The following is a 23,161-nucleotide window of genomic DNA, read 5'->3' on the forward strand; positions in this document are numbered from 1 at the left end:
ATGTCAGGACTTTGGATAATACTCACCGCAATACTGGTTTCCTCCGCCTGCGCGCTTCTCGGGACTTTTCTAGTGCTTAGAAAGATGGCAATGGTCGGAGATGCGATTAGTCACGCTGTGCTGCCAGGGATTGCAGTTGCCTTTCTCATCAGCGGCCGTGAGTCGCTGTGGATTTTGGCGGGGGCTACTGCTTTTGGACTCATCGCTGTTTTTCTCATTCAAATGTTACAAGGGGGCGGTCTATCGTCCGATGCCTCGATTGGGATTGTATTTACGGCGCTCTTTGCCGCAGGGGTTATCTTGATTAGCTTGAATGCACAAAATATTGATCTTGATCTTGACCATGTACTTTTTGGAGAAATTGCTTATGTTCAGTGGGATCAGCTGGCTTTGGGCGGTGTTGATGTGGGACCAAGGGCGGTATGGATGCTTGGGATCACCCTGTTTGTCATATTGGTCTTACTAACTTTATTCTATAAGCAATTCAAAATTTGCTCCTTTGATCCAGCACTTGCTGCAGCAAGCGGCATTCCGGTGGCACTCTTTCATTATTTACTCATGGGAATGGTCTCCATGACTTCGGTTGCATCTTTTGACAGCGTAGGCGCTATTCTCGTTGTCGGGATGCTCATTGTTCCTGCGGCAACAGCCTATCTATTGACGGATCGCCTTGGGATCATGCTGACTTATAGTGTTCTCATCGGAGCAGCAAGTTCCGTTGCTGGATATTATATGGCCTTCTTGCTTGATGCTTCGATTGCGGGGTGCATGGTGGCCTCGGCAGGAGGGTTATTCGTACTTGCTTTTCTGTTCTCGCCGCTTCATGGTGTTGTCGTTCGGAGATTCCTGCGAGGCAGGGGAAGCAGGGAAGTACAGCTGTAATATGGAATATAATACGAAATGCATAGCAATAAAATAATATCATAGGTAAGAGCAGGTGAGGCCGCCTGCTCTTTTTACATGTCTTACATATGACTTAAACCATGTAAACCTCTTTTGTTGCAATTCCTAGTTTATGATAAAATGCGATATGTATTGTGATTCATAAACGAACAATAAAGATAAAGAATGGATGGATAAGAGAACAAAAAGGAGGAAACTTATTTTGAATAATCAATATCGATATAAATTACTTGCGCTAGATATGGACGGCACGCTGCTAACCGATGAACATGAAATTTCTCACGAGACGTCCAGCTGGATTCATAAGGCAATGAAAGCGGGTATACATGTATGCCTATCTACAGGACGTGCTGCTCATCATGCGCTTCCTTATGGTCAGGAACTTGGCCTGGATACACCGATGGTTACCGTGAACGGAAGCGAAGTATGGAAATCACCGAATGAGCTGCATGTAAGAACCTTGCTTGATCCAGAACTTGTATCTAAAATGCATCAGATCGCGATTAAGCATAATTGCTGGTTCTGGGCTTATTCGGTAGATAAGTTGTTTAACAGTGAGCGTTGGGTGGATTCCATTTACGATCATGAGTGGCTGAAATTCGGTTATACAACCGAAGATAATGATGTCCGCCATCAGATTTTGATGGAGCTTCAAGATTTGGGTGGTCTTCAGATTACGAATTCTTCAACAACGAACCTCGAGATTAATCCGGCGGGTATTTCTAAAGCCAGCGGGATTCAGGAAGTATGTAAACTGCTCGGAATTACAATGGAAGAGGTAGTTGCGGTAGGCGATAGTCTGAATGATCTTGCTGTCATTGAGGCAGCAGGTCTTGGAGTCGCAATGGGGAATGCACAGGAAACGGTAAAAGAAGCAGCAGATCTCGTAGTCGGCACGAACAATGAAGATGGAATTGTGGAAGTGATACGAGACTATATTTTGAAGGAGGCATAATCGCCTGATGACAATCCTTGGTTGGATTCTTGTTATTCTATTATTTGCGATTGGACTTGCGGGAGCGATTTTCCCTATTCTGCCTGGTGCTCTCGCCATTTACTTTGCCTTTTTTGTATATGGATGGTTCTTCGGATTCGAATCATTTGGAGTCTGGTTCTGGATAATCCAGACACTAATCGTCGTGGTGCTGTTTGTTGCAGACTACGTCGTTAATGCCTGGGGCGTCAAGAAATATGGAGGTTCAAAGCTCTCGACCACACTCAGTACCATTGGTGTCATTATCGGACCTTTTGTTATACCGGCCTTTGGACTTGTTATTGGACCCTTCTTAGGCGCTTTTGTCGGGGAACTGATTGGCGGATCGACGGTCCAAAAGTCCGCCAAAGTTGGATTTGGTTCGGTGTTAGGTTTATTTGCAAGTACCGTCATGAAGATCATCTTGCAAGTAGCTATGGTGATTATATTTTTTATTTGGATTACAGTTAATTAAAATTAGGTTCCTAAACGTTTCGTTCGGGGGAAGGAAGAAGGGAATTACGTCTTGTCTAAAAAGGAATCATTCATCAAGGGTACGATTATCCTTGCTGTGGCAGCTCTTGTTGCCCGGCTGCTTGGGCTTGTCCAGCGCGTTCCGCTTGAACACTTGCTTGGAGATGTGGGGGACGCCTCTTTCGGGGTGGCGAACAGTGTATACCTAATGCTGCTTACGGTGGCCACCGCAGGTATTCCGAGTACGCTCAGCAAAATGGTTTCCGAGCGCTATGCGCTGGATAAACCTGCGGAAGCAAAACGAATTTATCAAGCGGCTCTTATTTTCTCCGCATTTGCTGGGATTGTTATGACGATACTGCTATGGACACTCGCTCCGTTTTACGCAACGTATGTTGCCCAAGTTCCGGAGTCGGCTTTGGCCATTCGTGCACTGGCTCCGGCGCTATTATTATTCCCGACGATTGCCATGATGCGCGGCTACTTCCAAGGTCGCAACAACATGACAGCAGGCGGAATCTCGCAGATTGTCGAACAATTTGCACGGGTTGGTACGGCAATCCTGCTTGCTTATATCCTATTAAGAGCAGGATATGGAGATACTGAGGTTGCAGCAGGTGCAACGTTCGGGGGAGTGCTCGGCAGTGTCGGTGCATTCGCAGTAATGCTGTATTTTACTCGGAAACAGATTCGAAAAGACCGAGAACTTGGTCTCCATGATCTGCAAACGGCGCGAATTCCGTTATCTCGGATCTATCGTGATATTTTCACACTTTCTATACCGATTGTATTGTCATCATTAGCTGTACCCGCCGTTAACTTTATTGATTCATCCATTATTAAACCCCTGATCAGCAGTCAGGTCGGCTCAGACACGGCTACGACAATACTTGGTATTTTGACCAACCGGGCTCAGCCTGTTGCGGGAATTCCGCCGATCCTGGCGATTGCACTCAGTACATCATTGATCCCTATTATCTCGGCAGCATTCGCGAGGAAAGATGAAGTTCATCTGCGTAATCAAGTGACCCTCGCTATGCGGATCGCGATTATGACAGGGATGCCGATGGTTATTGCTCTCTGTGTAGCTGCTTATTCAATTAATGGTCTCCTGTTTAGTAGCTTGGATGGCAGCGGAATTGTTGCTTTACTGACGTTCGGGACGATTTTTCAAATTACAATGATGACTTCCAACTCCATTCTACTGGGTATCGGTAAACCAAGAATCACCATGGTAACCGTGTTTATCGGGATTATGGTGAAGTTGTTGTCCAGCTTTATCCTTGCTCAGTTCTTTGGAATCTATGGAATCATTATCTCAACGGGTCTTGCTTTCTTTGTGATCACAATTCTCAACATTCGTGTACTTAAAAAGACAGTTGCTTTCTCCATTCTCGGTAAGAGATGGATTGGCTTTCTGATTACCGTTATTATTTCCAGTGCGATTGGATATGGACTTCATCAGCTTGGGCTGTCTATGGTAGATATGATGCCTGCAAGAGTGGCATTTTTAATAAACTGTATCATCGTTGGAGTTGCGGTAGTCATCAGTTATTTTGTTCTGCTTATTGCGATGCGCGTACTTCGTCAGGACGAGCTTGCGAACTATCCGCGGATCATTCAGAAGGTGCTTGGGCCTTTGATGAGATTACAGCGAGGTAATAACCAAGGCAGCAGAGGATAAGGTATAAAGAACGATAGCTCTTTAAAGGGCTTCGTTCTTTTTTTATAGATTCTTATTGGTATTTCTTATTTCGCTCAGATCATGAACAATTCCAAGTTTCCATAGAGCGAACCGGTGCCGGTAACTCACATCAAATATACGTGGTCTCCTTGGAAGGTTGAGGTGGCCCAGTGTGTCTGTATGAGGGGTATGCGTAAGCCAGTCTTCACGAGTTATTTTCTCATAGGGCATATCATACCAAGCTTTATATAATGTAGGACTATATATTTTATTGTCTCTAGAAAGCACCTCTTTATTACTTAGTGCAGCTGTGAGAAGGGGGTCCTCTCGTTTCTGACCATATAGGGAAGTGTAATATTTAGGCCAATATTCACTTCGGGAACCTTCATGGGGGATTTCTTTAGAAAAGGCAGTGGCTCTCTCTAGTACCTGCGAATACCCGAATAACAGGGCATACAGTGCTTTGCCGAACTCAATCCGTTCATGCAGTTTATTGAAATGATTCATCGTCAAACCGACCAATTCCTGATCCACACCAAGCGGAATAATAATATGATTAAGCCCAGCCAGTTCATGGGAACGAAAAGAGAGGGTAGCCATGACATGATGCTGATAATAGGGATTGCGAATGACCCGGTTCTCGATATAATTTTGCTCGTTAATAATGAGACCAACGGTCAAGATCTCACTGTTACGTTCAAGCCAGAATTGTTCCCAAAAAGGACTCATAAAGGCAGAAACATGAAACTCAGATAACAAATGAAAATAGCTTCGACCTTTTTCTCGGCTTTTCATATATAACATCAGCTGCGGATAGGCATCTTGAAAAATAAGTGCATTACACCGTTCTAAGAGAAGATAAACTTGTTTATTATCCTGACTTTTAAGTACATTCTGCAAAAGATCGCTCTTTAAATCGGTCATATTGTAGCCGCCGTTACGAGATACCAAATGAGCAAGCAGGGCCCAGTGAAGTTCCGGGTAGGCTTCATAGCAAGCCAAATAAGCAGCCGTTCTTGTTAGATTACTTTGATTATGCTGCTGAGTTTGTTCCATGATCTCGCGTACCAGTTCCAGCTCTTCGACGCTATAAGGATCGAGCTGACTGCTCCGCATGGAAGCGGGCTGAACTCCGCTGGCTCGTACACTGGCAAGTGTTTGTTCCAGCTCGTTCTGTATCCAGGAAGCAGATGAAGCTGGCCAAGTGAGTGGACGAAGCGGATGACGGAGCCATTTCGATGAACGAATAGCAGCCTGTTTACCGCGAATCACTTCTGCTGCAGTTATAGGCAAGGTCTTTACCATTTGCCAAATTGCGTCGAAAGAATGGACAGAAGATTGCTGACTTTTCATCTTTTTCTTGCCTCCTCTTTTGCTACAGACTTTGCCTAGTTATATAATAGTATGTACGAATGATTTGACTTCCACTCGTCAAGAATGATTCACTAAACCAGAAGATCTATACGAGCTGTAAACTAGAGAGGATGAATAAGGATGAAAAAAATTACTTCTAAAGCGGAATTCGATGTTTTAACCCAATCTTCTAATTTGACGGTTGCTGTCTTTAAAGCAGACTGGTGCGTAGACTGCAGATTTATCGATCCCTTCATGCCGGAGGTAGAGCAGGAGTTTTCTCAGCTGCTTAGCCTGATTGAAGTCGATGTAGAACAAACCGGCGATCTAAGTCAGGAACAGAACATTCTAGGAATCCCTAGTTTTGTGGCTTATGCAGATGGACGCGAGCTCATTCGTTTCGTAAATAAAAATCGCAAATCACGTGAGGAAATTGTAGAATTCCTTAAGCGGGCGGTTGAAGTGTATCAAACACTGCGCAGCTAGAATAATCATAATAAAACACCGTTCTTTTGATTAAAAAAGAGCGGTGTTTTTTTGTGCTGGACCGTGCTGAATACCATAAATATGGATAGGATCTGAGGAAACAATGCAAAATGTTACGTTTTAACAGCCGTTAAGATATTGTCACAATCCCCTCATGTTTCGAATTCTTTTATCCGTTATAATAATGAGAGTTGCTGAGCATTGCTTATATAATCAGCATGCGGAGAGTTTTTCCGCCACATCATATAATTGCAGGTGAATAAGGTTGAAGCATATCAGACTTTTAAAATGGTTTAGTTTTGTGACTACGCTGTTCATGTTTTTTGCCACATTTGGCGGCGGGGTAGTTACACGTACGGATTCGGGCCTTGGCTGCGGAAATGAGTGGCCATTATGTCATGGGGAATTTGTGCCTGCACATACACTAGCTTCACTCATTGAATATTCACACCGGATTGTCAGTACGTCAGCAGGGCTGCTGTCCATTACCACATTTGTACTCTTTATACTGTTCGCTAAACAGCGCCGTGATCTACAAATCTTTTCACTGTTAACATTATTCTTCGTTGTTATTCAAGGGATGATGGGAGCACTCGCCGTTGTATTCTCCCAAGTACCTGCTGTTATGGCACTACATCTTGGTTTTGCCATTATTTCGCTTGCAAGTTCCTTGATGACTACCCTTGGTGCAAGGCAAGAACAAAAATTTGGCGGACTCGCTAAGTTCGACAGCCTGCCGCGGGTAAGCAAACAATTTCGTAATTTAGTGTGGCTAACGATGATTTATTCTTATATCGTTGTTTATACAGGGGCTTTCGTCAGCCATACCGAGTCTGCAGGCGGCTGCAGTGGGTTCCCGCTCTGTAATGGAGCCGTGATTCCTGAACTTTCAGGCGGCGTAGCTGTAGCGTTCCTGCATCGTGTTGCTGCATTTTTCCTTGTTGTCATTATTGCAGTCCTCAGTTACTATGCTTATCGTTATAATAAAGGGAACAGGGAGTTACAAATGCTTGGGATTACCGCGATCTCTCTCGTAATTATACAAGTGTTGTCCGGTGTAGGCCTGATGCTGACAATGGATCGTCCTGAAATTTACATGTTTGTGGTACTTGCTCATATGACCATTATTTCGGTATTGTTCGGGCTTCTTGCCTACATGAGTTATGTAGTATGGAAACTGGCTAAGCCGGCAGGTATTCATCGCTCATAAAAGGCAGTTAAATAAATGGATACAATAGATGTATCTTGGAAAAAAATAGCGGGACAGTGTACAATATAGGTTGGTGCCTGTCCGAAGGCTACATAGGTAAATGACAAAGTCCACGAATTCGATTTCGCAGGGCTTTGTTTTATAAAGGGGGATCTTCCACATTGATTTATTCAAATTTACGTGAGTTTGTAACCAAATTACAACAGGAAAAAGACCTTGTTATTATCGACGTGCCTGTTGATCCTTACTTAGAGATAGCAGAAATTCATAGACGTGTCATCGAGGAGCAGGGACCTGCGTTGTTATTTACAAACGTAAAAGGAACTCCTTTTCCGGTACTCACGAATATGTTCGGAACCAGTCGTAGAGTAGATATGGCATTTGGACCAAGACCTGAAGAACTTATGAAATCCATTGTGGGTGCAACGAAAACGCTTGTGCCTCCTACACCCAAAGCACTCTGGAATGAACGAGGCTTGATTAAAGAGGCGCTAAAAGTGGGATTGAAAACAGTGCAGCGAAGTGATGCACCCATTTTATCTGCCAATCAAACGGAAACCCCGCTAAGAATGCTTCCGAAGGTAACGAGCTGGCAGCTGGACGGAGGTCCATTCTTAACATTACCGCTCGTTTATACAGAACATCCGGATGATCATAAAGATCACAACCTTGGGATGTATCGAATTCAGATTTATGATGATCATACAACAGGTGTGCACTGGCAAATTCAAAAAGGCGGCGGATTCCATTACCATGAAGCGGAACAGCGCGGACAAGGGTTACCGGTATCTGTCATTCTGGGTGGACCTCCCGCTCTCATTGCGTCTGCAATCGCTCCTGTCCCGGAGAAGCTTCCTGAACTGCTCATGGCTTCTCTGATTATGGGAGACAAGCTGAAAATGGTTGATGACCCGTACGGGGGACACCGCATGCCGGCTGAAGCAGAATTTGTAATTAAAGGAATAGTGCCGCCTCACGAGCGTAGAATGGAAGGACCATTTGGTGACCATTTCGGTTATTATTCGTTGGCTCATGAGTTTCCAATCTTGAACGTGGAACGGATGTGGCACCGCAAAGATGCGATTTATCCGATGACGATCGTGGGTAAACCACGTCAAGAGGATTATTATCTCGGAGAATTCGTGCAGCGCTTATTATCTCCCGCTTACTCCATTGTCATGCCGACGGTGAAAGATTTGTGGGCTTATGCGGAAAGCGGAGTTCATGCGCTTGCTTCTGCTGTTGTACGGGAAAGCTATTCGCGTGAGGCATTAGTTTCCGGATTTAGCATACTTGGACAAGGTCAGTTGTCATTGACCAAATTTTTGATTTTAACTGATCAGGCCATTGAATTATCTAACTTTACGACATTAATTGAAACGGTACTCGAACGATTTGATCCGAAGACGGATCTGTTCATTTTTGATCATACTTCACATGATACGCTGGATTATACCGGTCACAAGCTGAACCACGGAAGTAAAGCCATCTTAGTGGGTGTTGGAGAGAAAGTCCGCGATCTTCCTCGCACATACGAAGGTGGATTTGTGAATGAAATATCCAATATCACACCTTATTGCGGCGGGGTACTGCTTGTAGAGGGAGCATCCTATGAGGAAGAACCAGAACTTGCAGGCCGGCTCGTAGAACGTTTTGGGGCACTCGAACAGACTTGGCCGCTCGTCATTCTGGTCGATCATGCACAAGAAACAGCGAAGAATCAGATGTCCTTTTTATGGACCGTGTTTACTCGCTTTAATCCAGCAAGTGACATGTATGCAGATACTTCAGTGAAACGGAATCATATTGGTTACTCCTTGCCAATCGTGATTGATGCGCGGATGAAGCCAGGTTACCCTGAAGAAGTCATTCCGCGGGAAGATATTGTAGAACTCGTCGATTCGCGCTGGAAATCATATTTCGCAAAGGTCCAATAAGAAGCAGGGATTCTGAGTGCCTGGATGGGGAAAAATGAGGTACAGGGAGGATGTTCATATGCTGCGTACTTTATTAGGTGAACCACCCCGGGTGAACTCGGGATACTTGAAAGAAGCAATGGATGCAATGGCACGCATGCTGCAGTTACTCATGAATGAAATAAAAGAGAGTACAGACCCAACACATGATTATCGTGAATTGGAAATATGGACCCGTGGACTCATCACCTCATTAGATGAGTTCGAACAAAGTTCGTATGCTGCTTCTTTTTATGCGGCAAAGGTTCATGCAGAATCAACAGATGATATGGGACCAGACGAGAAAGCCGATTATGCCAGATACGTATACTTTTACAAGGACGGCTTTATCCGTATGTTTGCAACCTTAGACAAACTGGGTAATGTTCTAGATGACTGGTATCACTTAGAGACCTCCAGAATCAAAGCGCATTTTTCCTATTTCACGGTTCTGAAACAGCTCGAAGGGCAACCCAAACATAAGACACTTCTCATCCAATTAAGCAGCCTGAAAGATAAGTATCATCAGCCCATGAATCGTCTTCGCAAGAGACGAAACACAGAGATCCATCATATGAATGTGGAGATGCAAGATGATTTATGGCAAAGGCATCAGGCACTGCATGGGAAAGTGAAACTGGAAGACCTAAAAGCATTTACTTCTGATCTGGAACTTGGTGTGGATCTCGTCTCGAGAAGTTTACTTGAATCCTTTGAGTACATGATTAGCACATGGAAAAAACAAACGGTTCGCTCTTAATATTTTCCTTTGACAAGTGTTATGAAATATCATATACTTTCACTAAGTTTCTGAAACAATTATTTGTTTAGCAAACGTCAACATTCGACATTATCATTATTCATAACTGCATATCATTCTTATCGAGAGTGGCGGAGGGACAGGCCCTATGAAGCCCGGCAACCGATTCTTTATAGAATATTTTCTATATAGGATGACATGGTGCTAAATCCTTCAAGATCATACATTTTGGTCTTGGCAGATGAGAAGGAGTCGTTTAACTATTGATGCCCTCTTTTTCTGTGAAAAAGGGGGTTTTTTGTGTCTATGAGTCAAAATGAGAATGACCGCAAGGCAAGGAGGTACCGTATTGATTGAATTAAAAAATATCCGCAAAGATTATGGACAAGGAAAGCACGTAACCACTGCACTTTCAGGGCTTGATTTGTCTATTCATAAAGGCGAAATCTTTGGTGTAATCGGTCATTCCGGAGCAGGGAAAAGTACACTGATTCGGTTGATTAACTTATTAGAGCGTCCAACATCGGGTGATGTTTATGTAGACGGTATTAATATGACAAAATTAAATAAATCACAACTTCAAGCGCAGCGGCGCAAAATAGGGATGATTTTCCAGCATTTTAATCTGCTGAGTTCTGCCACAGTTTATGAGAATATCGCATTCCCGCTGCGTTTAGTAAAAACGGACAACAAGAAAGTAGATCAAAAGGTGAAGGAATTACTTGAACTGGTGGGACTTACCAACCACAGTAACAAATATCCTTCTCAACTGTCCGGAGGACAAAAACAGCGTGTCGGTATCGCAAGGGCGCTGGCAAGCGATCCTCAAGTCCTGCTGTGTGATGAAGCGACCTCAGCGCTTGATCCGCAGACAACGAACTCCATTCTTAAGCTCTTGCTTGATATTAATCAGAAGTACAATCTTACGATTGTACTCATTACCCATGAGATGCATGTAATACAGACCATCTGTGACCGGGTGGCTGTTATTCATCAAGGCGGGATTGTAGAAGAAGGACCAGTGGCAGAAGTATTCCTGAAACCACAACATCCCGTTACCCAAGAATTTATTTTACGTGAGACGGAAGTTAGCGATTTAATGAAGGAAGCCATTCAGGCTACGCATTTAGAACATTCACAAACGGTAAAAATCACTTTTCTTGGGAGTAAAACTTATGATTCGATTTTATCACAGACGGTGCGGCAAACCGGAGTGGATTTTGCAATCTTGCAAGGAACAATCTCTACAATTAAGCAGATGCCGTATGGTCAGTTGATGGTTCGTTTAGAGGGACATCCTGAACAGATTTTAAAAACGGTTGAATCCTTGACTTCGCAAGGTCTTGAAGTGGAGGTGCTGAATAGTGGGTCTTGATTTTTCCGTCATTAACTGGGATGAGATTCAAAAAGCTACCTTAGAAACACTAAGTATGCTGCTTGTATCCGGTATCTTTACTTTTATTATTGGTCTGCCGGTGGGAATTATTCTATTTTTAACTTCACGATCTGCTTCTATGCCAAATCGTGTCATATACACTGTGCTTTCTTTTATCGTAAATATTTTGCGCTCGGTTCCTTTTATTATTCTGATTGTTGCCATGCTTCCGATCACAAAAGCGCTTGTTAGCACAACAATCGGGGTTGTGGGAACAATCCCGCCGCTCGTGGTAGGTGCAGCACCTTTCTTTGCAAGGCTCGTAGAGACTTCTCTGCGCGAAGTAGACAAGGGTGTTATCGAAGCATCGCAGGCGATGGGGGCTTCCACGGGGCAGATTATCATGAAGGTGCTCATGCCTGAAGCTCTTCCTGGTTTACTTGCAGGGATTACAATCACGGTGGTTACCCTCATATCCTACACCGCAATGGCCGGGATGGTTGGCGGAGGGGGACTGGGTGCGCTAGCCATTAACTATGGGTATTACAGGTATGAACGAGAAGTGATGATTGTTGCGGTTATTGTTATGATTATTCTGGTACAAGTCCTGCAGATGGCAGGGGACAGATTAGTCAAACATTTTACACGTAAATAGCAATTCGCTTTAAGAGATAGGGATTTACTATAATTAGGAGGGTTTAACGATGTTAACGATGAAAAAATGGTTATTGTCTGGTCTTACACTCGCATTGGTACTAGTTCTAGCTGCATGTGGAAATGATTCTGCTGGTAAGGATACGACAGGAAGTGGCGATAGCGGTCAGACAGATCAAAGAGTCACCCTTCGAGTAGGAGCATCACCTGTACCGCATGCTGAGATTTTGGAGCAGGTAAAACCGATCCTCGCAGAAGAAGGTATTGATCTTGAGATCACCATCTTTAACGATTATGTACAGCCTAATTTACAGCTGTCTCAAAACCAGCTGGATGCGAACTTCTTCCAACACAAGCCGTATTTGAATGATGAAAATGAAAAACGCAGTTTGAACTTGGTAGCTCTTAACAATGTTCATGTAGAACCTATTGGAGCTTATTCTAACACAGTTAAATCTGTAGATGAATTAAAAGAGGGTGCAAAGATCGCCATCCCTAATGATGCTACTAACGGTGGTCGTGCCCTGATGTTACTTGATAAAAACGGTATTATAAAACTGAAAGACAACATGAATGTAGAGTCTAAAATCAGTGACATTGCGGAGAATCCGAAAAATGTGAAAATCGTTGAATTGGACGCAGCTATGCTTCCAAGACAACTGGGTGAAGTAGATCTCGCTGTAATCAACGTGAACTATGCACTTGAAGCTGATTTAAATCCACTTGAGGATGCCTTGTTCATTGAAGATGAAGATTCTCCATATGCGAACGTGCTTGTCGCTCGTGAGAACAATCAGAATGATGAAGCTGTACAAAAGCTTAATGCTGCTCTGAATTCCGATGAAATCAAGACGTTCATTGAAAATAATTATGCGGGAGCCATTGTTCCTGCATTCTAAAAACGACGAAGAACCTGCGCTCTGTTCATAGAGGCAGGTTCTTTTTTCTAGAAATCCTTCTTTCTTTTCTTATTACTCCTGCTATATTATACTGAGTAGGAACCGCTCTTTTTAGGAGGAGGAAGGGATGTTGGACAACAAAGTCGCTCTGATTACAGGAAGCGCTAAGGGACTTGGCAAGATGACAGCACTTCAGCTTGCAGCAGAAGGATATGATATTGCTCTGAATTATGTACATAGTCAGAAGGAAGCAGAGGAATTATGTGCAGCTGTCAAAGAACGGGGTGTTCGTTGCATCGCAGTACAGGCGGACATATGTAAGGCAGAAGATATCGAACGGTTGATCTCAACAGTAGAGCATAAGCTTGGTGTAGTGGATATACTTATAAACAATGCCGGTCCTTTTATTAGGGATCGAAAGCTGTTTTCCGAATATACGCAAGAAGATATTATTATGTTAACGCAAGGAAATCTGGTAGGGACGATGTTGTTAGATCATCGGGTGCTTCCGGGTATGCGGAAGAAAAATTGGGGCCGAATTATCCATTTCGGATTCAGTCATGCCGGTGAAGCGAGATCTTGGCCACAACGGGCGGTTTATGCCTCTGCGAAGGTAGGGCTTGTTTCTTTTACAAAGACGCTTGCCGTCGAAGAAGCACCTTATGGCATTACTGTAAATATGATTTGCCCTGGTGATATCAGGGGAGCACATAAAGAGATGACCATTGAACAAGTAAGTGGTTTAATTGATAAGGAGACACCAAGAGGAAGACCAGGAAGCGGAGAAGATGTAGCAAGAGTTATTCATTATCTATGTAAGAACCAATCGGACTTTATAACTGGGAATATTATGGATATATCGGGAGGACTTGATCCTATTCGTCCAACCATTACAGAATAAAAGAAGAGAGTCCCGAATAGGGGACTCTCTTATATGCTGAGGGGATGATTAGAATACTTGAACTACTTCTTGTACGCCCTCTACTTCTTCAACGAGTGCGCGTTCAATCCCTGCTTTTAATGTAATGGTGGAGCTTGGGCAACTACCGCAAGCACCCATTAGTTTCAGCTTAACGATGCCGTCTTCAACATCAACCAATTCCACGTCACCGCCATCGCGTTGCAGGAATGGGCGAAGTTTATCAAGAACTTCTAGAACTTCATCATACATGGTGCTGCTTTGTACGTTTTCGCTCATATTGTCAACTCCTTTCCTTCCCTTTATTATAGTACAATTGAAGTCAAAATAAAATGGTCAAAACTGAAGCAGGTGAATAATTTGAGACCCATTATTGAATTTTGTACCAACAACATGCATTTTGGAACAGATGAAATCTTTGAGGCACTGGAAGAAAACCTCGAATACGATGTAATCGAATACGGATGCCTCACGAATTGCGGACAATGCAGCAGCACTCCATTTGCTCTTGTGAATGGGGAAGTTGTCACAGCAACAAGTGCAAAAGAATTGCATGAAGCCATTTTGTCCAAAATTGCAGAAATTGACGCATGGAATGACCTGGATCTTTAAAGGAAGAAACTTTCTTCTTTAACCCAGATGACGTTTCGACATCCAGAGGACACCGCTTTTTAGAATCCGCGGAACACGTCCCATCATCGATGTCTTACCCATAAGCCCAAAACCAGCTTTCTTGCCAAGTGCTCCTAGAGTACCGCGCAGTTTGAGAGCTTCGGTTTTGGGTTTTTCATTCTTCCAAAGTGCATGAATGATATGTGCAATGTGTTCTCCTTGCACTTCAGCAGCCTGTGCGCTTGGTGCAAAAGGAAGGCTTGCACAGTCACCCACTACATATACTTCAGGATATTCAGGAATTTGATAATACTCGTTAAGAGTAACACGACCTTGGGGATCTTTCTGTACATTCAAATCACGGACGATTTTTACAGGCTGAATTCCTGCAGTCCATATTACCGCATCCGTTACGATTTCTTCATCTCGGTTATAAATGGCATGAGGTTCTACTCTGGATACCGAGATATGATTTTTAATCTCTACCTGATGTTCTGCGAACCATTCTCCTACATAAGCAGATAATCGCTGCGGAAAAGCGGAAAGAACACGGTCACCTCTGTCCAAGATGGTTACATTTAGATCTGAACGGCTTTCTCTGATTTCTGCAGCAATCTCGACCCCGCTGAGTCCTCCTCCTACAATGTGAACTTGACCGTAAGGTTTAATTTCACTTACGCGCAGATAGGTCTCACGTGTGCTTCGGAAGCTTTGAATGGTATTACTGCATTCTTCTGCACCCGGAGTTCCATGAAAACGGTCCGTGCACCCAAGACCAATAACTAATTGGTCATACGGAAGAGGGTCCTCATTTTGAATTTGAATTACTTTTCCTTCTAAATCAATAGATTCAACTTCACCATATTTATAGGTCAGACGTTCATGAACAGGGTACTGCACACGCAGATCATAATCAGATACAGTCCCTGCAGCTAGTGCATAATATTCAGTTTTGAGCCCTTGAAAAGGCATACGGTCCACGAGGACAATCTGGGTATCATTTGGGATAGAGCCTTCAAGAAGATGTTTAATAACGGTAAGACCGCCGTAGCCGCCTCCGAGGATAACGATATTTTTCATGACGAATTAACTTCCTTTCTTATGCGATCTTGCAAAGATGTTAGTTTACGCTCGGTCATGATGCATTTGGCCGGGTGGGGATGATGGGATAATGAATGGAATTGCTGAAGCAATAAAATTGGATTCAGCTCTATAGTAAAGAGCTGAATCCATATGGGAACTCTTTCAAGTATCAGGTCATTATTCGAAAACTTCGATCTCATTATAGAAGGTGTCACGTTCAACGGGAATACGGCCTGCACCTTTTACAAGCCAGATTAATTCTTTACGAGTCAGCCCTGCAGGTGTAAGCGCACCGGCAGCGTGACTGATCTGTTCACGTACAATCGTACCATGCACGTCAGAAGCACCAAAGCTGAGAGCTACTTGGGTTAATTGAGGGCCAATATTAATAAAATAGGCTTTCACATGATCGATGTTATCAAGCATGAGTCTTGAGATCGCAATGGTCTTAAGATCTTCATAGGCAGAGTTACGACGCATAATACCGGCATTTTTACTTTTCGGCTGCATCGAGAGTGGTATAAAGACCATGAATCCACCTGTTTCATCTTGGAGCTCACGAATTTGAAGCATATGCTGAATTCGATCTTCGTAGGATTCAACAGAACCATAAAGCATGGTGGTGTGTGTTTTCATACCAAGCTGATGAGCTGTCCGGTGGACTTCGAGGTAGCGATCAACATTGGCTTTGGTTACTTTCATTTTCTGACGATATTCATCCGATAAAATTTCTGCCCCGCCACCTGTGAGGGATTGGAGTCCTGCGTTTTGCAGTTCTTGCAAAACTTCTTTGATACTAAGGCCGCTAATTCGTGTGAAGAAATCAATCTCAGCTGCCGTATATGCTTTAAGCGTAACATTCGGATATTTTTCGTTCAGAGCACGCAGGGATTCAACATAATATTCGAATGGAACATGAGGATTATGGCCACCAACAATGTGGAACTCCCTAACACCAGGATGGATGTGCTGTTCTACATAGTCAATCATCTCTTGTCCAGAAAGGGTATAAGATCCTTCTTCCCCTTGGTCTTTTCTGAAGTTACAAAATGCACAGCGTGCTTCACATACATTTGTAAAATACAAACTCATATTTTCAATGAAATATACTTTTTTACCGTTTTTGCGAAGATTTGCTTCATTGGCAAGTTGTCCGATCGTAAGAAGATCATCGCTCTCATAAAGATAAACACCGTCTTCCAGTGTCAAACGCTGTCCATTCTGTACTTTTTCGACGATGGCAGCCATTTTGGTATCTGTAAATGGTGTGATTAATGTAGACATGCTTATTCCTCCTGAGTCATGACTTTCTGTGTTCGCCCGCATATTAAATAATTCAAAGACAAAACGGTTGTCATGTTAGAATGTGAAAAAAGTTACAATAGAAATTACGGCTACAAAAGCAGGTTTCTGTGACAAATCTTTGACAATTACATGTACAATTCCCTACTATTATAAACCTCACATCCAAGCGGTTCAATACAAAGGTGTAAAAAGCTTGTTTACTTAGGACCTTTATTCCATGTTCATCTCTTGAGGTAGGAGAACAGGTGGAGTATAATTCTACATATGATATAGGAATTCAACTTATTTCTACGTCCCTTTGAACGTGAGATGACTTGAATCTTATTAGATAGAAGGAGGTATGACCGATGATTACCATTAGTGATGCAGCAGCAGAGCGTTTGAAAGAGATGCTTGAGCAACAAGAAACACCAAATATGTTTTTGCGTCTAGGCGTAGCACCCGGTGGCTGTACCGGATTTTCATATGCAATGGGGTTTGACGATAACGAAACAGATCAAGATGTATTTATGACGATTCAGGATATGAAGGTAGTTGTGGAGAAAGACAGCCTTCGTCTGTTAGAAGGTCTGGAAATCGACTTTGAAGAATCCGGCATGACCGGGGGATTCACCATCCATAACCCGAACGCGGTTGCTACCTGCGGATGCGGTTCTTCGTTCCGTACGGCAACCGATGCAGGCAAACCAAACGAAGAGCCTTGTTAAGGGCATTTTTTCATAGAATCAAAATTTAAAATGTGTAGGACAATACCTCCTGAACCTAAGTATAGCGAAAGTGATACTTAGTTCAGGGGGTTTTTGTTTTTTTATAAATCAGTAAGACTCATCATAATGATCATATTCACCGATATCTTTTATATAAGTAGGTCTTTGTACATAGAAAAAGGGGATAGGATGATGGCGAACAACATAAATAGGGTCCTGCGAACGATCCTTGTCATGCTGATTATTTGTGCAGTTCTGTTGATTCTGGTACAAAAAGTGGTTGAACCTGTACTTTCGGATTACATTGCACAGCCCATCTCAGAACATATCGTCAAAAAAGCTTCGGATTATTTAGAGTTTCCGCCGTCACCTGAGACGCTTGGCGAGTTTAAACAGGAAGCACTGGATAACGATTGGTATGATTCAGAAGGGGAGTTAACCGTGGGTTATCAGCAGCTTCCAAATGCCGCAGAAGGAACGATTACGGTATCGTACTCCGAGAGATTTTTGATATTTATGCGACTAAGCTCTTCGTCCACTAAGGTGGTTTATTATCAGAAGCCTCTTCATACAGAATTTGTTGTTTCGAGTGAGGATAGAGATCTAGGGCAGATTACGACTGAATATGCAGATGGTACAGAAACCGTACAGCGTGAAGAGACCGATGAGTTAACTACAGAGAGCGAAACCATAGAGAGCGAAGCCGTAACAGCAACAGAAAAAACTGCACAACAACAAGACGAATTTTCGCAAGAAGCTGAACAACCCAGCAAGGATAACGCAGAGGTGATATTGACGAATGCAGTAAATTCTACCGAGGTTCCTTCTGAAGAACATGGTGTTGCTTTATATGTAGACGGATCCTATTTCGATGCTTTTTTTAATAAACAGGATGCGTTGAAGCTAGCTGCTTTTGTCGAAAATGCAAAAATTATCGATTTGGTCACGAGTCGTGTCGTGTGGGAGAGTAAATAAAAAGAGCCTGACGATCTCGCATGAAGAGATGCTGCCAGCTCTTTTTTTAATTATATTTACAGATTTCAGAATTTGTGTAAACAAGAAGCGCAGGATGTGTTAGCATAGCATTACAGATTATTTTGTAAACTATTTCCTATACAAAATACACAAAAAGAGGTGCAACTACCGTGATTGAAATGGAACGAATCCATCATGTGAGTTTGGCTGTTCGAGACTTAACAAAGGCTCATCAGTTCTATTCCGAAAAATTACAATTGAAACAAATCACACGGCCTCCTTTTGATTCAACAGGAGTTTGGTACGCAATCGGAAAAGATCAGCAGCTGCATTTATTGCAGCACCCAGCAGGAGAGACACTTCGGAAGAGCGGCATCGACACAACGGACGGACACTTCGCTGTATGGGTAAAAAGCTATGAAAAAACAAAGCATTGGCTTGAATCAGTAGGAATCCCCTACGAAGCAAGACCAAACAGTGTAGCTGGTTTTGCCCAAATTTTCATCCTCGATCCCGATCAGAACATTATTGAATTTGCTGCACCGTATTCATCCTAACCTGTAAGCATTAAAAAACGACTACATTACAACGGGTACTGCTTCGTGTCATGTAGTCGTATCTATATATTAAACCTCGGTTTGGAATATAACGGTATCTCTAGAGTAATGGTGTTCCATTCCATCTTCACTTCGAACTCGAACCTGATCATTAGAAAACATTTCTACATATCCGCGAGCGATTTCGCAATATACGCCTGCGGAATCTTCCTGCCAGACGGAAACGACGGTTTGAGATAAGGCAGCAGTAAAAAACTCTATGTTTTTTTGCAGCGTTCTAGATTTGTTAGAATTCATCGTATCCTCCTTCTATTAGGTGTTAATTACGTTCTAATGCCCTAAAGAGAGCTGACGTAAACACTTTACCTTCTCTCTACTCTATTGTAAAGCATTCGATAGAATTTGGCAGATTCGCACTCGAAACTTTATGAATTCTTCATTCTATCTATGATATATATATGCAGTTAGATGGAAGATTTTACATTATGTTTACATAAATTTAACATAGGGCTGATGATTGATTCTTTTAGTAGGGTTTACAATAGAGTGAGCTACTATAATGATTCTTACTGTGAGGGGTCTTATGAAAAAAGAGAATGTGATTCTAGAAAACAGGACGGAACGTGAAATATATTCATATTTGAATCGCGATTTAAGCTGGCTCGAGTTCAACCGAAGAGTACTTCAAGAAGCGCAAAATGTGGACACACCTCTATTAGAACGTGTTCGTTTTTTATCCATTGTTACCTCAAATCTTGATGAATTTATGAGTGTGCGGGTTGCCGAAACAAGAGAGAAGATAAAGGCAGAGCTGATGAAAAAAGATTTTACGGGTTACACACCAACGGGTCTATACAAACGATTAATGAAGCGGATCTCTAAGATGATTCAGGAACAGTACCGCTCCTATCGGGATCTTATGAGACAGCTCTCCAAAAAAGGCATTGTATTTATGGAATACACAGATCTGAATGCAACCCAGCAGAAGGCAATGGAGCAATATTATCATGATATTGTTTTTCCTGTGCTTACACCTATGGCTGTAGATCAAAGCAGACCTTTTCCTCTTGTGCATCATAAGTTTGTTTATCTCGCTGTCGTCTTGCGGAAAGAAGGAGACGCGAATGAATTTTATTTTGCTATCGTCCAAGTCCCTTCCAATATTCCAAGAGTCATTCAGGTTCCACTCCGTTCAAACAGTAAGAAAAAATCATTTATCCTTACCGAAGAGCTGATAAAACATCATATTCATACGCTGTTCAGCGGGTACATACCAGAGTCGGTTCATGGTTTTCGGTTAACCCGAAATTCAGATCTTTATATTAATGAAGAAGAAGTAGAAGATTTACTCGAAGAAATAGAAAAAGAGCTGAGACGCCGCAGACGGGGGGCCCCGGTATGCCTTGAAGTGGAGGAGGGCATTCACCCGAATGCGCTTGCTTACTTAAAGCATGAATTCGGTATTAAAGACGACCAGATGTTTGAGATTCAAGGTCCGCTTGATCTTGGGTTTCTAGGCAGTTTTGTTGACCAGCTTGAAGGATATAATCATTTAAAATATCCGAATCTAAAACCGGTCTATCCCGAAGTTTTCCACACCGACGAAAGCTTTTTTAAAATTTTACGCAGACAAGATGTTCTCTTATACCATCCCTATGAATCTTTTGATGCAGTGACTGATTTTCTGGAAGAAGCAGCAGAAGATCCAGATGTGATGGCGATCAAAATGACTTTATATCGGGTTAATGGAGACTCGAGGTTAATTCCTGCATTGGCACATGCTGCAGAGATGGGGAAACAGGTCACCGTCGTCGTAGAACTCAAAGCAAGATTTGATGAAGAACGAAATATAGCTTGGGCAAGAGAGCTAGAAAAAGCCGGATGCCATGTCGTTTATGGCTTATTAGGTCTCAAAACGCATGCAAAAATCATTTTGATTGTACGCAGAGAACAAGATACACTTCGCAGATATGTTCATGTAGGCACCGGTAACTATAATGCGAATACGGCACGGATATATACGGATATCGGGTTATTGACCTCTGATCCTCAGATCGGTGAAGATGCTTCACAGGTATTTAATGAGATTACCGGTTATTCAGAAGCGCAGGGGCTGGGTGAGATTCACCTCTCACCAGAGGGACTGAAAAATAAATTGTTTGAAATGATCCGGCGAGAAGCAGCAAATGCCCAAAGCGGCAAACCCGCAAGAATCATTGCCAAGGTGAACTCTCTTTCTAATCAAGAAATGATTGATGAACTATATGCAGCTTCACAAGCAGGAGTACAAATACAGCTTATCGTTAGAGGGGTTTGCTGCCTGCGTCCGGGTCTTGAAGGGATCAGCGAGAATATACAAGTGATAAGTATTGTCGATCGTTTCTTAGAGCATTCGCGTATATTCTACTTTGAGAATGGAGGAGAATTCGAAGTTTATTTATCGAGTGCAGATTGGATGACAAGAAATCTGGATCGCCGAATCGAACTCATGTGCCCGGTTAATGACCGCAAATTAAAAGAAATACTGGTGAATACACTGGAACTTTCCCTTAAAGACAACGTAAAGGCCCGCCTGTTATTATCTAACGGAACTTATGTCCCGGTGAATAACAAGGAGCCTTTACTTCGGAGTCAATTTGAGGCGATTCAGATTAAGGCTTGGAAGAAATCGAGATAGTCCAATGTAAGTGTATTTTCCAAGCTTTTTCTACTTCTTTTTTTATGTCTTCCAGTTCTTTTTGTTCCATAGACGGCATTCTGCGGCAAGTTAAATGTAGCTGCAGGAAGTCGTCTTTTTTTTCTGTTTTCATCGATTCTACGGCAGTTCCTCCGTTTCCGTACAAGGCAGAAGCAAGTCTTAGCAGTGAGCCAAGGCGAGTGATCCGTTTATAGTCTTCTGAATATAAGATATCTTGATGATAGTCGATCTCAGCAGGCGTTCGGCCTTTTGGATGATAGTCGGCTATGATCGCAGTGATGATCGTTTCACGGTGGCTAAGGCCCCATATTCCGTGATTCTTAATCCAGTAGAGCGAGTGCTGGCTTGCTTTATGATGCTGAAGTTGTTCCCCAATACGGTACAGCATGGAGGAGGCATACATGATTCGGCTGTCGGATACCGAAGCTTCCCCTTCTAGCACCTGATACAGCTGCTGCATACCGGAATGGACTTGGTTCAACTGTCCTGCCGGGGCTGTGGAATGAAAATGAAGCAGATTCCAAATACTTTTTGTTAATACGTCCTGTTTCATAAAGTCAGGATAGTCTTTTTGCATGAGTTCATAGAATAGCCCGTCCCGAAGCCCTGCTCCACTGACAATGTAATGGGTAGATTCCAGCCAGTTGAAGATCGTTTGCAGCAAAATGACACCAGGTATGATCAGATCTGCCCGGTCTTTTGATAAGCCGGGTATTTTTTTTCGTTGATCTGAAGGAATATAAGGAAGGGTATTATAAAATACGCGAATATCTTCCGGTTCCATTCGGTAATTGTGCATGACAGGAAGAGAATATTCTTGTTTTTTCTGTACCATTTTAGCTAGAGATCGTACCGTTCCACCAAGACCAACCAGTGTAAGTCCTGGATGGTGCTGTGTCCAAACATGTTCTTTTAAAAAGGTATGTATGGAACTCACGAAATCATCTACCATCTCACGACTCCAGTGAGTAGAAGTGCCATAGCGGGCATGCGCATTGACAGCACCGTAGGGAATAGAAAGGCTTTCCTCATATTGACCGTTTAGAAAAAGAGTGATCTCCGTACTTCCTCCGCCGATGTCAATAATAAATCCGTCAGATAAGGAAATGGACTCAATGACACCCAAGAAGCCAAGACGCCCTTCATCTTCACCAGAGATCAGCTGGATTTCAAGACCAGTTTCTTCCTTAATCCACCTCGTTATGTCACTGCTATTCTGTGCATTACGTATCGCCGCCGTAGCGGCTGCCCTGACGTGAGATACTTGGTAGCTTGCACATATATCCTGATAACTGCGGAGTACCGGCAGAATAGAGCTGATTGCTTCATAGCCGATCGTCCCATCCATATCTACCTTTTGACTCAGTCTTGCTGCATACTTTTTCTCGTATAAAACCCGGTAGGCCCCCCCATTCAGCACTTCATAGATGACAAGTCTGATGGAGTTTGATCCGATATCAATGATTCCCATACGCTCCGACATAGGTAGAACAGCTCCTTCTTTCCCCGTTTTTCTTATTGTAACCGAAAAAGAGATATACGAAAAAACCACCTTTCTCTTGGTAGGAGAAGATGGTTC

Annotated in this window: 23 protein-coding genes and 1 riboswitch; of the genes, 17 read left to right on the forward strand and 6 right to left on the reverse strand. The window is 43.0% G+C overall.

Going from position 1 to position 23,161, the window contains the following annotated elements:
- From GQY27_RS12335 to GQY27_RS12350, 4 genes are all read left to right on the forward strand, one after another.
- Positions 1-882 (forward strand): metal ABC transporter permease, encoded by an 882-nt coding sequence (locus GQY27_RS12335; RefSeq protein WP_160034767.1) that lies wholly within the window; start codon positions 1-3, stop codon positions 880-882.
- A gap of 223 nt (positions 883-1,105) precedes the next feature.
- On the forward strand, positions 1,106-1,858 hold the full coding sequence (locus GQY27_RS12340) for a Cof-type HAD-IIB family hydrolase (protein WP_442950903.1): 753 nt from the start codon (positions 1,106-1,108) through the stop codon (positions 1,856-1,858).
- 7 nt (positions 1,859-1,865) lie between these two features.
- Complete coding sequence (locus GQY27_RS12345; protein ID WP_160034770.1) at positions 1,866-2,351, forward strand: DUF456 domain-containing protein; 486 nt, start codon at positions 1,866-1,868, stop codon at positions 2,349-2,351.
- 51 nt (positions 2,352-2,402) lie between these two features.
- Positions 2,403-4,034 (forward strand): putative polysaccharide biosynthesis protein, encoded by a 1,632-nt coding sequence (locus GQY27_RS12350; RefSeq protein WP_160034772.1) that lies wholly within the window; start codon positions 2,403-2,405, stop codon positions 4,032-4,034.
- Positions 4,035-4,076: 42 nt separating this feature from the next.
- On the opposite strand, the gene GQY27_RS12355 is transcribed toward GQY27_RS12350, so the two are convergent.
- Positions 4,077-5,387, reverse strand: coding sequence for a DUF2515 family protein (locus GQY27_RS12355; protein WP_160034775.1), 1,311 nt, complete (start codon positions 5,385-5,387; stop codon positions 4,077-4,079).
- A 141-nt stretch (positions 5,388-5,528) separates the two neighbouring features.
- On the opposite strand from GQY27_RS12355, the gene GQY27_RS12360 reads away from it, so the two are divergent.
- The 8 genes from GQY27_RS12360 (at position 5,529) to GQY27_RS12395 (ending at position 13,627) form a co-directional block, all read left to right on the forward strand.
- A complete protein-coding gene (locus tag GQY27_RS12360) occupies positions 5,529-5,873 on the forward strand; it encodes a thioredoxin family protein (protein WP_160034777.1) in 345 nt (114 codons plus the stop codon).
- Between the two features lie 265 nt (positions 5,874-6,138).
- On the forward strand, positions 6,139-7,083 hold the full coding sequence (locus tag GQY27_RS12365; protein WP_328803000.1) for a COX15/CtaA family protein: 945 nt from the start codon (positions 6,139-6,141) through the stop codon (positions 7,081-7,083).
- Between the two features lie 161 nt (positions 7,084-7,244).
- Positions 7,245-9,020, forward strand: coding sequence for a UbiD family decarboxylase (locus GQY27_RS12370; RefSeq protein WP_160034779.1), 1,776 nt, complete (start codon positions 7,245-7,247; stop codon positions 9,018-9,020).
- Positions 9,021-9,078: 58 nt separating this feature from the next.
- On the forward strand, positions 9,079-9,798 hold the full coding sequence (locus GQY27_RS12375; RefSeq protein ID WP_160034781.1) for a Cthe_2314 family HEPN domain-containing protein: 720 nt from the start codon (positions 9,079-9,081) through the stop codon (positions 9,796-9,798).
- Positions 9,799-9,914: 116 nt separating this feature from the next.
- Positions 9,915-10,046, forward strand: a riboswitch (SAM riboswitch).
- 101 nt (positions 10,047-10,147) lie between these two features.
- Complete coding sequence (locus tag GQY27_RS12380; RefSeq protein ID WP_160034783.1) at positions 10,148-11,173, forward strand: methionine ABC transporter ATP-binding protein; 1,026 nt, start codon at positions 10,148-10,150, stop codon at positions 11,171-11,173.
- Positions 11,160-11,828: a methionine ABC transporter permease gene (locus tag GQY27_RS12385; protein WP_160034971.1), complete on the forward strand. Its 669-nt coding sequence runs from the start codon at positions 11,160-11,162 to the stop codon at positions 11,826-11,828. The genes GQY27_RS12380 and GQY27_RS12385 overlap by 14 nt, the downstream gene beginning before the upstream one ends.
- A gap of 58 nt (positions 11,829-11,886) precedes the next feature.
- Positions 11,887-12,726 (forward strand): MetQ/NlpA family ABC transporter substrate-binding protein, encoded by an 840-nt coding sequence (locus GQY27_RS12390; RefSeq protein ID WP_160034973.1) that lies wholly within the window; start codon positions 11,887-11,889, stop codon positions 12,724-12,726.
- Positions 12,727-12,856: 130 nt separating this feature from the next.
- Entirely contained in the window at positions 12,857-13,627 is a 771-nt protein-coding gene (locus GQY27_RS12395) for an SDR family oxidoreductase (RefSeq protein WP_160034975.1), read from the forward strand.
- A 48-nt stretch (positions 13,628-13,675) separates the two neighbouring features.
- Here the strand turns inward: GQY27_RS12395 and GQY27_RS12400 are convergent, their stop codons facing one another.
- On the reverse strand, positions 13,676-13,924 hold the full coding sequence (locus tag GQY27_RS12400; RefSeq protein ID WP_160034785.1) for a NifU family protein: 249 nt from the start codon (positions 13,922-13,924) through the stop codon (positions 13,676-13,678).
- A gap of 81 nt (positions 13,925-14,005) precedes the next feature.
- Here GQY27_RS12400 and GQY27_RS12405 point away from each other — a divergent pair, with 81 nt between their 5' ends.
- Positions 14,006-14,257, forward strand: coding sequence for a YuzB family protein (locus GQY27_RS12405; protein WP_160034787.1), 252 nt, complete (start codon positions 14,006-14,008; stop codon positions 14,255-14,257).
- Positions 14,258-14,275: 18 nt separating this feature from the next.
- Here the strand turns inward: GQY27_RS12405 and GQY27_RS12410 are convergent, their stop codons facing one another.
- Positions 14,276-15,337 (reverse strand): NAD(P)/FAD-dependent oxidoreductase, encoded by a 1,062-nt coding sequence (locus tag GQY27_RS12410; RefSeq protein WP_160034789.1) that lies wholly within the window; start codon positions 15,335-15,337, stop codon positions 14,276-14,278.
- A 180-nt stretch (positions 15,338-15,517) separates the two neighbouring features.
- Positions 15,518-16,624, reverse strand: coding sequence for an aminofutalosine synthase MqnE (mqnE, locus tag GQY27_RS12415; protein ID WP_160034791.1), 1,107 nt, complete (start codon positions 16,622-16,624; stop codon positions 15,518-15,520).
- Between the two features lie 368 nt (positions 16,625-16,992).
- Here mqnE and GQY27_RS12420 point away from each other — a divergent pair, with 368 nt between their 5' ends.
- The 3 genes from GQY27_RS12420 (at position 16,993) to GQY27_RS12430 (ending at position 18,884) form a co-directional block, all read left to right on the forward strand.
- Positions 16,993-17,352, forward strand: coding sequence for a HesB/IscA family protein (locus GQY27_RS12420; RefSeq protein ID WP_160034793.1), 360 nt, complete (start codon positions 16,993-16,995; stop codon positions 17,350-17,352).
- A 192-nt stretch (positions 17,353-17,544) separates the two neighbouring features.
- The gene (locus GQY27_RS12425) at positions 17,545-18,327 is read left to right on the forward strand and encodes a hypothetical protein (protein WP_160034795.1); all 783 of its coding nucleotides are present in this window, start codon (positions 17,545-17,547) and stop codon (positions 18,325-18,327) included.
- A gap of 179 nt (positions 18,328-18,506) precedes the next feature.
- Positions 18,507-18,884 (forward strand): VOC family protein, encoded by a 378-nt coding sequence (locus tag GQY27_RS12430; protein ID WP_442950905.1) that lies wholly within the window; start codon positions 18,507-18,509, stop codon positions 18,882-18,884.
- Between the two features lie 69 nt (positions 18,885-18,953).
- Here GQY27_RS12430 and GQY27_RS12435 read toward each other — a convergent pair whose 3' ends face one another.
- On the reverse strand, positions 18,954-19,181 hold the full coding sequence (locus tag GQY27_RS12435) for a hypothetical protein (protein ID WP_160034799.1): 228 nt from the start codon (positions 19,179-19,181) through the stop codon (positions 18,954-18,956).
- A gap of 286 nt (positions 19,182-19,467) precedes the next feature.
- Here GQY27_RS12435 and ppk1 point away from each other — a divergent pair, with 286 nt between their 5' ends.
- On the forward strand, positions 19,468-21,561 hold the full coding sequence (gene ppk1, locus GQY27_RS12440; RefSeq protein WP_236570580.1) for a polyphosphate kinase 1: 2,094 nt from the start codon (positions 19,468-19,470) through the stop codon (positions 21,559-21,561).
- Here the strand turns inward: ppk1 and GQY27_RS12445 are convergent.
- A complete protein-coding gene (locus GQY27_RS12445; RefSeq protein WP_160034801.1) occupies positions 21,536-23,065 on the reverse strand; it encodes a Ppx/GppA phosphatase family protein in 1,530 nt (509 codons plus the stop codon). The genes ppk1 and GQY27_RS12445 overlap by 26 nt on opposite strands.
- Positions 23,066-23,161: the final 96 nt, after the last annotated feature.

The sequence above is a fragment of the Paenibacillus sp. An7 genome (assembly GCF_009870785.1).
Classification (GTDB): Bacteria; Bacillota; Bacilli; order Paenibacillales; family Paenibacillaceae; genus Paenibacillus.